The organism is Polaromonas sp. P3_C2 (genome assembly GCF_056402675.1).
The window spans coordinates 1-8852 of sequence record NZ_JBFUGX010000101.1; the positions used below are offsets into that span (position 1 = coordinate 1).

Sequence of the window (8852 nt, forward strand, 5' to 3'; positions counted from 1 at the left end):
GCTCAAGGTACCCTTCTTCAAGACCTTCTGGCGCGTCACCCTGCCCATCTGCACGCCGGCGCTGGTCGACATCGCGCGCTACTTCTTCATCAACGCCATGACCACCATCTCTGCCGTGGTGTTTCTCTATTCGCCCGAAACCAAAGTTGCGTCGATCGCCATCCTGAACCTGGATGAAGCCGGCGAAATGGGCGCCGCCGCAGCCATGGCCGTCCTGATCGGTATGGCATCAACGATTGCAACCCTGCTTTTCATGGCGCTGGCCTGGTGGGTCAACCGCCGTACGCAGGCATGGCGAACCAGCTCGCGCTAGGCGCTTCATGACAGCCCAGCGCAACATCCGCATGCTCACACGTTACAACGCGTGGGCCAACGACCGCCTGTTCGGCGCATTAAAGCAACTTCCTGCAGCTGAACTCCTGGCACCGCGCGCGACAGGTTTTGGCAACATGCTTCGTACGCTGAACCACGCCTATGTGGTGGATCTCATCTGGCAGGCGCACCTGCAGGGGCGGCCGCATGGCTTCAGCTCCCGCAACACAGAGGCTACTCCCACACTGGAAGAGCTGTGCGCAGCTCAGGGGAAAATCGACACCTGGTACATCGAATACGCGGACACCCTGAGCGTCGAGGCACTCGACGAAATCGTGCATTTCACGTTCATCGATGGCGACGCGAGTGCCATGACACGGGGAGACATGCTGCTGCACGTTGTCAACCACAAGACCTACCACCGGGGCTACGTGGCCGACATGATCTACCAGGTTCCGGCGCGCCCCCCAGGCATGGACCTGCCCATATTCCTGCAGGGATACCCGGCCCGACTGAATTGAATCGCCCGCAACGAAGACCACAGGCATCACAAATGGACAGAGACAAAATCCTCCTCACCCCCGGGCCACTGACCACCACCCTGCGCACCAAGCTCGCGATGCTGAAAGACTGGGGCTCCTGGGACAGCGATTTCAACGCTGTCACGGCGAGTGTGCGCAAAAGCCTGCTGGCCGTCATCCATGGGCAGGATTCGCACGTCGTCGTTCCGCTTCAGGGAAGCGGTACTTTCAGCKTGGAAGCGGCAGTGGCCACCGTAGTGCCGCGCGACGGCCACGTGCTGGTGATGGACAACGGCGCCTACTGCAAACGCGCGGCAAGGCTCACCACGCTGATGGGACGGCGCTGCACCATCATGCCCTTCGACGAAGCGGCACAGGTCTCTCCCGCCGCACTGGACGCCATGCTGGAAGCCGACACCAGCATCACCCACGTCATGCTGATCCACTGCGAGACAGGCGCGGGCGTGCTCAACCCGCTGAAGGAAGTGGCCGACGTCTGCAAAACCCACGGCAAGGGCCTGCTGGTGGACGCCATGAGTTCCTTCGCCGCAATAGACATCGACGCGCGCAAGGTGCATTTCGACGCACTGGTGGCGGCCAGCGGAAAATGCCTCGAAGGCGTGCCCGGCATGGGTTTTGTCTTCATCCGCAAGGCCGTGCTGGACGGCTGTGCCGGCCGCAGCCAGTCGCTGGCCATGGACCTGCACGACCAGTACGCCTACATGGAAAAAACCACGCAGTGGCGCTTCACGCCTCCCACCCATGTGGTGGTGGCGCTGGCCGAAGCCATTGCCCAGTTTGAGGAAGAAGGCGGCCAGCCAGCGCGCCTGGCGCGCTATACCGCCAACTACACCACCCTGGTCACCGGCATGGCAAGGCTCGGTTTCAAACCCTTCCTGGACCCGGCCATCCAGGCGCCCATCATCGTGACCTTCCACGCGCCAGGCGACAGCCGCTACGAATTCAAGAAGTTCTATGCCGCCGCACGAGATCGCGGTTTTGTCCTATACCCGGGCAAGCTCACGCAGGTAGAAACTTTCCGGGTGGGCTGCATCGGTGCGATCGGCCCGAATGAGATCGAACAGGCCGTGCTGGCTGTGGCGGGTGCCCTGCAGGACATGGGCATCAGCTCCGCCGCACCGGCAACCCACGCGCACGGAGCGTAGGCCCTGAGAACGTCTCTTTACAAGCATGAGCCGTGGAACCGGCTTTGCCGGGCCACAGGCGGGCGTCCCCTCGGGGGGCAGGGAGCTACACGAAGTGAGCGACCGTGGGGGCCTAGTGACTTCGGCGAAACGCCTCGGAAGGCAACTCGCCAAACATTTGCTGATAGTCGTGCGCGAAATGACCAAAATGCCAAAACCCAAGGTGCGTTGCAGCCGCCGTCACGGACGTAGCGGTCTTCAATGCCTGCCTGGCCGCGTTCAAACGCACGGCGCGCAGGTAAGCCAATGGGCTGATGCCCAGCGCCGTTTGAAAACCGTTTTGCAAGGTTCGGCGGCTCACGCCGAGCTGTTCACACAGGGCCAGGACCGTAGGCGGTTGATCGAGCTGCGTATGCACCAGCTCGCGGGCGCGCCGCGTCAGCGTCCAGTGCGCATGGGTGCCGGCCGAATCCACGGTATCCACCGGCGCAAGTACGCGGCCGAGTTGCTCCATCACGGTGTCAAGCATCGCCGCCTGGACGGATGCAGACTGCAGCAGCGCCGGGGCAGCCTCCACGGTATCCATCACACCCGTGAGGCATTGCCGGAGACTGGCCTGTGCCGCAGCGTCCAGCCTGCGCAAGCCGGCCTGCGCACCCAGCCGGGCTTGCAGTGCCGGGTCATGTCGGCTGCAGCGGCGCCAGGCCGCCTCATCGAGCTCCAGCCCCAGCATCACATGACGCCGGGAAGAGCGGAACTCAAAACCCGACGCCCCCGAAAACACATGCAATGCACCAGCGTCGCTGGGCGCGCCGCAAAAAACGCTGGGGCCTTCGACCTGAAGCGGCAGCCCCAAGGCCAGGGCACCATCGCGTATCCGTCCGGTCTGGTACACCGACTCCCGCAGGCTTTCCACAAAGAGGCGAAGGCCCGCGAATTCCAGCTGGCGCACTTCCCCACCGAACGCACCGCGAGACAGCTGGAGGTAGCTCTGGTTCCAGCCCGTGAGTGCCGCCGCCTGCTCGTCTGCGTCGGCGAACGACGCGCGGGACAGCAGGGCTGGCGGGAGAGTGTCAGGCGTGTGGACCATGGCCGCATTCTTGCAGGATTCGTGCCGTGTGCAAGCAACGCTTTGAAACACTTCGACTTACTCGCCGTCTCTTTAAGCTCACTCTCGCTGCGTTACTTGCCGAAATGGGATTTCAGCGCACCTACGCTCGCCCTACGATGCAAGACAGCCCCACCGGGCCCTCAACCTTGCAACCTATAAGGGAGCCACCATGTCAGAACGTTCCAGCGTGCAATACGCGAAAGTCGACGGCAGCTATTTTGAAAAGAGGGGGCTGCGCCGCTATGCCGGTGTCTGGTCGCTCTGGGCACTCGGCGTTGGCGCCGTGATCTCCGGCCACTTCGCCGGCTGGAACCTGGGTCTGGCCAACGGCTGGGGCAGCATGTTGCTGGCCACCATCATCATCTCCGTGATGTATCTTGGCCTGACCTTTTCGCTGGCCGAAATGTCGCCTGCGCTGCCCCATACCGGTGGCGCCTATTCCTTTGCGCGCACCGCCATGGGGCCCTGGGGTGGCTTTCTAACCGGGCTGGCCGAAAACGTGGAATACGTGCTGACGCCGGCCGTCATCGTGTTCTTCATCGGCAGCTACATGGGCAGCATCTTCGGCACACCACCGGCCTGGCAGCCTTTGTGGTGGATCGGTTTTTACATCGTCTTCATCGGGCTGAACATCATCGGCGTCGAGCTGTCGTTCAAGATCACACTGGCCGTCACGCTGCTGGCGCTGGCCTGCCTGGTGGCGTTCTGGATCAGCGCCTTTCCCAAGATCGACTTCGCACGCTGGGCCATGAATGTCGGCGCCGGCGGCGCCGTGCTGCCCGAGGGCCGCGGTCCCTTCCTGCCGCTGGGCTTCGCCGGCGTGCTGGCGTCGCTGCCATTTGCGGTGTGGCTGTTCCTGGCAATCGAGCAGCTACCGCTGGCGGCTGAAGAGTCGGTGGACCCGCGCCGTGACATGCCGCGCGGCATCATTGCCGGCATCTTCACGCTCATCCTCTCGGCCTTCATGATCCTCTGGCTCAACCCCTCGGTCGCAGGCATAGGCTCGCACGCGCTGAGCACCTCGGGTGAGCCGCTGCTCGACGGCTTCAAGGCAATTTACGGCAACGGCATCGCCAAGATACTGGCGCTGGTGGCCGTGCTGGGCCTGGTGGCGAGTTTTCACACCATCATCTTTGCCAAGGGCCGGCAGATCTATTCGCTAAGCCGCGCCGGGTACTTTCCTTCGGCACTGTCCGTCACGCACGGCAGCCGCAAGACTCCGCACATCGCCATGATCGTCGGCTCGGTGGTGGCGCTGGTGGTCATGTTTGTGCTGTGGTTTTCGCTGGGCGTTGACAAAGGCTCGGCCGTCATCGGCGGCACCTTGCTCAACATGGCGGTGTTCGGCGCCATGTTCTCTTACGTCATGCAGGCGCTGTCGTTCATTCGGCTCCGCAGCAAGCTGCCGCATATGGAGCGTCCCTACCGCAGCCCCCTGGGTGTCACGGGCGCGGTGCTGACCCTGCTCATCGCCCTGGTCACCATCTACTTCCAGCTCAGCGACCCGATCTACCGCGTGGGCGTGCTGTGGGTGGCGCTGTGGTTTGCCATCGGCGTCAGTTACTTCGCGGTGATGGGCCGGCACCGGCTGATCCTCTCGCCGGAAGAAGAATTTGCGATTGGCCTGGCCGAAAAAGGCCGGGCAAGCGCCCACCCCTAAAACCAAAAGGTGCCCACGACCATGCCCAAAAAAGCCACCAAATCCTCCGCCCCCCATCCAGCCCTGGAGATGCTGCGCAAGTCGGGCGCCAACAAGATGAAGGTTGCCGTCAGCGACATCGACGGTGTGCTGCGCGGCAAGTACCTGCACAAGGACAAGTTCTTCGGCGCGGCCGAGCCCTACCCGGCGGGCGGTTTTGGATTTTGCGACGTGGTGCTGGGCTGGGACAYGATGGACAACTGCTACGACAATACCTCGGTGACAGGGTGGCAGCACGGCTTTCCGGATGCGCTGGCACGGCTGGACCTGGCCACCACACGTCACGTGCCCTGGGACAACAACGTGCCCTTTGTGCTGGGTGAATTCGTGAATGCCGACGGCACGCCGCACGCCGTCTGCCCACGCCAGACGCTCAAGCGCGTGCTCAAGCGCGCCGAAAAAATGGGCTTCATGCCCATGACCGGTATGGAGTTCGAGTGGTTCAACTTCCTGGAAACGCCGCACAGCTGGGCCGCGAAAAACGGCGTGGGGGCCGAAAAACTCACGCCCGGCATGTTCGGCTATTCGCTGCTGCGCATGAACGAGAACCAGGATTTCTTCAACGCCATCATGGACGAGATGCTGGCCTTCGGCATCCCCATCGAAGGCCTGCACACCGAAACCGGGCCGGGCGTGTATGAAGTAGCCATTGGCTTCAGCGAGGCACTGGAGCAGGCCGACCGCGCCATCCTGTTCAAGACCGGCGCCAAAGAGATCGGCTCGCGTTTTGGCATCATGCCCAGCTTCATGGCCAAGCCCCATCAGCAGCTGCCGGGCTGCAGCGGCCACATCCACCAGAGTTTGTCGGACGGCAAGACCAACCTGTTCTTCGACGCAAAGCACCCACGCAAGATGAGCAAGCTGTTCGAGAGCTATGTTGCCGGCCAGGTCGCCTGCATGATGGAGTTCGGTCCCATGATCTGGCCCACCATCAACAGCTACAAGCGCCTGGTCGACGGCTTCTGGGCGCCTGTGAAGCCGACCTGGGGCATGGACAACCGCACTGCAAGTTTCCGCGTGATCGCGGGCAGCGCCAAAGCCACCCGGCTGGAAACCCGTTGCCCCGGCGCCGACGTGAACCCCTACCTGGCGATGGCGGCCGTCATCGCTGCGGGACTGGACGGCGTCGAAAAAGGCCTCAAGCTGGGCGCGCCGATCACCGGCACCAACCAGGGAGCCGAACACATTGCCCGCGCACCGCGCACCTTGATCGAAACCACACGTATTTTCCAGAAATCGGACATCGCGCGCGACTGGCTGGGCGATACTTTCGTGGATCACTTCGCGGCAACGCGCGAGTGGGAATGGCGCCAATGGCTGGACGCCGTCACCGACTGGGAAATGAAACGCTATTTTGAAATCATCTGACCTCCTGATCCGCAGGCTGACCGTGCCCGACGCCGCCATTTACCGCGAATTCCGCCTGCGCGGCCTGCGCGAGCACGCGGATGCCTTCACCTCCAGCTTTGAGGAAGAAAACCTGCGCGTGCCGGCCGACACCGAAAAGCGCCTTTCACCCGCCGGCGACACCGTCATGTGGGCCGCCTTTGTGGACGGTGCGATGGCCGGCGTGGTGGGGCTGAACCGCGAGACGCGGCTGAAGAACCGTCACAAGGCCACGCTGGTCGCGATGTACGTCGCGCCCGAATACCAGGGGCATGGCATAGGCCGGGCGCTGGTCGGCAAGGTGCTGGACGAGGCCCGCGCCGGCGGCGTGGAGCTCGTGGTGCTGACGGTCACCGCCGGCAACCGCGAGGCGACGGCGCTCTACGAGAAATGCGGGTTTAAATCCTTCGGCATAGAGCCCGACGCGATTCGGGTCAACAATGTCTCTTACGGCAAACAACACATGTACTTCCAGGTCGCACCACTATGAGCATCACCGGTTTTTCCTTCCCCACCACCATCAAGTTCGGCGCAGGCGCGCGCAAGCTCGTCGCCGACACCCTGAAAGAAGCGGGCTGCAAACGCCCGCTCATCGTGACCGACAAGGCGCTGGGCGCCTTGCCCGTGCTGGCCGAATTCAGGACCCACCTGGCCGGCCTGGACGTGGCCGTGTTCTCGGGCGTCTTCGGCAACCCGACCTGCAGCCAGGTCATGGACGGTGCCGCAGCCTACAAGGCCCACAAGGCCGACTGCGTGATTGGTTTCGGCGGCGGCGCGGCGCTGGACGTGGCCAAGGTGGTCGGCATCGCCGCCACGCATGAGGGCGACATCCTTGAATACGTCTGGGACCATCCGCAGGTACGGCCCATCGTCAATGAGCTGCCGTACTTCGTGGCCCTGCCCACCACCTCGGGTACCGGCTCCGAAGTCGGCYGTTCCAGCGTCGTCAGCGAAAACGACACGCACCTCAAGCGCGTGGTGTTCAGCCCAAAAATTCTGGCGAAAGTGGTGTTTGCCGACCCCGAACTCACGCTCGGCCTGCCACCGCATGTGACGGCCGCCACCGGCATGGACGCGCTCACGCACAACATCGAGAGTTACCTCTCACCGGCCTATCACCCGCTGTGCGACGGCATTGCACTCGAAGGCACGCGCATCGCAGCCCACGCACTGCTCAAGGCTGTCAAGGAACCGTCGAATCTGCAGGCGCGCAGCGACATGATGATGGCCTCCATGATGGGCGCCATCGCCTTCCAGAAAGACCTGGGCGCCGTGCATTCATGTGCCCACGCGCTGGGCGCTGTCTGCGACCTGCACCACGGCCTGGCCAATGCGCTGATGATCGACACCGTGCTGGCGTGGAACTACGAATCGGCGCCCGCCAAATTTGACGAGCTGGCCCACGTATGCGGCGTGGCCGGCGGTGGCAAGGCTTTTGTAGCCTGGCTCAAGCAGCTCAAGGAGAGCGTGGGCATCACCGGCCCGCTGTCGGCCCACGGCGTCAAGCGCGAACACCTGCCGCGCCTGGTCGAGATCGCCACGGCCGACATCTGCCACCAGACGAATCCACGGCCCTGCAAGGCTGAGGACTTCCAGCGATTGTTCGAGGCCGCCTTATGAATGTGGCCCCCACGCTTTTCACTGCGTCTTCGACTTCGTGTAATGCGCTGCCCCCCGAGGGGGCCGCTGCGCCTGCGGCCCGGCAAAGCCGGTTCCGCGGCCCCGGCTTGGGCAGAACAGAACGATCACTTTTGAGAAGGGTACTCGCATGATCGCCGCTAGTCGTCTCAAGATTGGGTTGTCAGCGTGTTTCTCGCATGCCGACCCAACCCGCTCTTTCTTCACCGGCAAGACGCTACAGTATGTCGAACAGTCGATCGCACACTGGGTTATGTCTTCCGGCGCCATGGTCGTCATGGTGCCTTGCCCCACGGGCAGCACGCAGCGCGGCGACGTTACATACGAACACTATGCACAGTGGCTGGACGGCCTGGTGCTGCACGGCGGCGCCGACGTCTGGCCCGGCAGTTACGGCGAGGAGCCGCTGGAAGAAAAATGGTCGGGCGACCGTGTGCGTGACGAATACGACAAGGCACTGGTAGCCGCGTTTGAAAGAGCCGGCAAACCGGTGTTTGGCGTTTGCCGCGGCCTGCAATTGCTCAATGTTGCATTCGGCGGCACGCTCTACCAGGACATCAATACGCAGGTGCCTGACTCCTTCGTTCACCGCGACGCCGTCACTTACGACCAGAACTTTCACAGCGTGAACATCGTGCAGGGCTCCAGGCTTTCCGCCATGTACCCCGGCGTGGAGCGCGTGCGCGTCAACAGCATCCACCACCAGGGCATCAAGGATTTGTCACCCGAGTTTGAAGCCGAGGCTTTCAGCGTGGACGACGGCATCGTGGAAGCGATACGCCGCAAGGACAAAACCAAGAGCTATATCGCCGCCACCCAGTGGCATCCCGAATTCCACAAACCCGGCTCCGACACGATTGACGACGCCGCCGTACTCGATGATTTCCTCACCGCCGTAGCGGCGGCCAAAAGCAAAGCCAACAAACATGACCAAACTCGCCATTCATAACCCCGCCACAGGTGAGATGATCACCGAACTGCCTGCGGACGACGCGGCTTCCGTCGCTGCCAAGGCAAAGCAGGCGCGCACCGCGCAGGCT

8 protein-coding genes and 1 pseudogene are annotated in these 8852 nt (G+C 63.1%); 8 read left to right on the top strand and 1 reads right to left on the bottom strand.

The annotated features are described in order from the left end of the window. The 3 genes and pseudogenes from AC1DWI_RS06540 to AC1DWI_RS06550 form a co-directional block, all read left to right on the top strand. A pseudogene (locus AC1DWI_RS06540) lies at nt 1–313 on the top strand (putative 2-aminoethylphosphonate ABC transporter permease subunit); the annotation flags it as partial. A 7-nt stretch (nt 314–320) separates the two neighbouring features. Beyond that, nucleotides 321–833, top strand: coding sequence for a DinB family protein (locus AC1DWI_RS06545; protein ID WP_477670578.1), 513 nt, complete (start codon nt 321–323; stop codon nt 831–833). Nucleotides 834–865: 32 nt separating this feature from the next. Next, on the top strand, nt 866–1999 hold the full coding sequence (locus tag AC1DWI_RS06550; protein WP_477724559.1) for a 2-aminoethylphosphonate--pyruvate transaminase: 1134 nt from the start codon (nt 866–868) through the stop codon (nt 1997–1999). A gap of 112 nt (nt 2000–2111) precedes the next feature. Here AC1DWI_RS06550 and AC1DWI_RS06555 read toward each other — a convergent pair whose 3' ends face one another. Beyond that, a complete protein-coding gene (locus AC1DWI_RS06555) occupies nt 2112–3068 on the bottom strand; it encodes a helix-turn-helix domain-containing protein (protein ID WP_477670576.1) in 957 nt (318 codons plus the stop codon). Between the two features lie 190 nt (nt 3069–3258). Between AC1DWI_RS06555 and AC1DWI_RS06560 the strand changes: the two genes are divergently transcribed. The 5 genes from AC1DWI_RS06560 (at nt 3259) to AC1DWI_RS06580 (ending at nt 8761) form a co-directional block, all read left to right on the top strand. Then, complete coding sequence (locus tag AC1DWI_RS06560) at nt 3259–4749, top strand: amino acid permease (protein ID WP_477670575.1); 1491 nt, start codon at nt 3259–3261, stop codon at nt 4747–4749. A gap of 21 nt (nt 4750–4770) precedes the next feature. Continuing rightward, a complete protein-coding gene (locus AC1DWI_RS06565; RefSeq protein ID WP_477724560.1) occupies nt 4771–6156 on the top strand; it encodes a glutamine synthetase family protein in 1386 nt (461 codons plus the stop codon). Beyond that, nucleotides 6143–6664, top strand: coding sequence for an N-acetyltransferase family protein (locus AC1DWI_RS06570; RefSeq protein ID WP_477670573.1), 522 nt, complete (start codon nt 6143–6145; stop codon nt 6662–6664). The genes AC1DWI_RS06565 and AC1DWI_RS06570 overlap by 14 nt, the downstream gene beginning before the upstream one ends. Beyond that, nucleotides 6661–7794, top strand: a complete 1134-nt coding sequence (locus AC1DWI_RS06575) for an iron-containing alcohol dehydrogenase (protein WP_477724561.1) — start codon at nt 6661–6663, stop codon at nt 7792–7794. The genes AC1DWI_RS06570 and AC1DWI_RS06575 overlap by 4 nt, the downstream gene beginning before the upstream one ends. 148 nt (nt 7795–7942) lie before the next feature. Beyond that, nucleotides 7943–8761, top strand: a complete 819-nt coding sequence (locus AC1DWI_RS06580) for a gamma-glutamyl-gamma-aminobutyrate hydrolase family protein (protein ID WP_477648783.1) — start codon at nt 7943–7945, stop codon at nt 8759–8761. The last annotated feature ends 91 nt before the right edge of the window (nt 8762–8852 follow it).

Excerpts from the sequence above, each read along its gene's own strand:
- AC1DWI_RS06545 (WP_477670578.1), top strand. The coding sequence starts at position 321 with ATGACAGCCCAGCGCAACATCCGCATGCTCACACGTTACAACGCGTGG.
- AC1DWI_RS06560 (WP_477670575.1), top strand. The coding sequence starts at position 3,259 with ATGTCAGAACGTTCCAGCGTGCAATACGCGAAAGTCGACGGCAGCTAT.
- AC1DWI_RS06555 (WP_477670576.1), bottom strand. The coding sequence starts at position 3,068 with ATGGTCCACACGCCTGACACTCTCCCGCCAGCCCTGCTGTCCCGCGCG.
- AC1DWI_RS06580 (WP_477648783.1), top strand. The coding sequence starts at position 7,943 with ATGATCGCCGCTAGTCGTCTCAAGATTGGGTTGTCAGCGTGTTTCTCG.